Consider the following 1,339-nt stretch of genomic DNA (forward strand, 5'->3'; position numbering starts at 1 on the left):
TGCGACAACTGTGAGGATCGTGATGTGCCGCAAGGGGCCGGAGCCTGACCCGTGCGACAACTGGCCGCAGCTGCCTTGGAGTGGAACTGTCGGCCCCGGCCTCCTGCGGTGCGTACTGCCGCCGGCCCGGTGAACGTGTCCCGATAGGGGCTTTGCTGCACAAAGCACCGTCACAGTTCTGACCGCCCACCGGACCGGTGTCAGCCACCAGCCCCAGTCCAAGGAGCCTCGTGACCGTCACCAGCATGCCCCAGCCGACGCTGCCCGCGCAGCAGGTCCCTGGGGCGGCGGAGGAGGTGATCCTCGGGGTGGACACCCACAAGGACATCCACGTCGCCGCCGTCATCACCACCCTGGGCGCCTCGCTCGCCCACCAGGAGTTCCCGACCACCGCCGTCGGCTATCGCCAACTGCTTGCCTGGGGACGGTCGTTCGGCGTTCTGCACCGGGCGGGGGTCGAGTGCACGGGATCCTTCGGGACCGCGCTGACCCGGGTCCTGCGCCGGGAGGGCATCGACGTCGTCGAGATCAACCAGCCCGACCGTGCCACCCGGCGCAAGCGCGGCAAGACCGACGCCATCGACGCGGACGCGGCCGCCCGCGCGGTGCTGTCCGGACGGGCCACCACCGTGCCGAAGAGCGCGGACGGGCCCGTGGAGGACATGCGGGTCCTGCGGCTGGCCAAGGAATCGGCCGTCAAGGCCCGCACTCAGGCGCTGAACCAGCTCAAGGCCGTCCTCATGTCCATCGACCCAGATCTGCGCGAACTCCTCACCGGCCTGAGTAACCCTGCGCTGGTTGCCACCTGCGCGTCCCTCGACGTCGATGACCGGGGCGAGGCCGTCTTCACGATGCGTCTGCTTGCCCGCCGAGTCCAGCACCTGTCCGACGAGGTCAAGGAGCTCACCCGGCGCACCACCAGGGCCGTCCGCGCCTGCCGGCCCCAGATGCTGGACCTGGTCGGTGTCGGGCCCGACAGTGCCGCAGTACTCCTCATCGCCGCAGGTGACAACCCTGATCGGATCACTGACGAAGCATCCTTCGCCGCACTGTGCGGCGTCAGTCCGGTCGAACAGTCCTCCGGCAAGACCCAACGCCGACGCCTGAACCGCGGCGGCAACCGCCAGGCGAATGCCGCCCTCTACCGCGTCGTGATGACCCGCATACGCTGGGACGAACGCACCCAGAAGTATCTGGAGCGACGCACCGCCGAGGGCATGTCCAAACGCGAGATCATCCGATGCCTCAAGCGGTACGTCGCCCGCGAGCTCTACCGACACATTCAGCCCCTGGCCGCGAGACAACTCCCTTCTGCGGCTTGACGAAACATAGGGGCTTC

The 1,339-nt window shown here is 68.6% G+C and carries 1 protein-coding gene; it reads left to right on the forward strand.

Annotated features, from left to right (window positions below):
• Window positions 1-230 precede the first annotated feature (230 nt).
• Entirely contained in the window at window positions 231-1,322 is a 1,092-nt protein-coding gene (locus ACF09C_RS37175) for an IS110 family transposase (protein ID WP_392098095.1), read from the forward strand.
• Window positions 1,323-1,339 lie beyond the last annotated feature (17 nt).

This window comes from Streptomyces sp. NPDC014870, assembly GCF_043081505.1.
Lineage (GTDB): Bacteria > Actinomycetota > Actinomycetes > Streptomycetales > Streptomycetaceae > Streptomyces.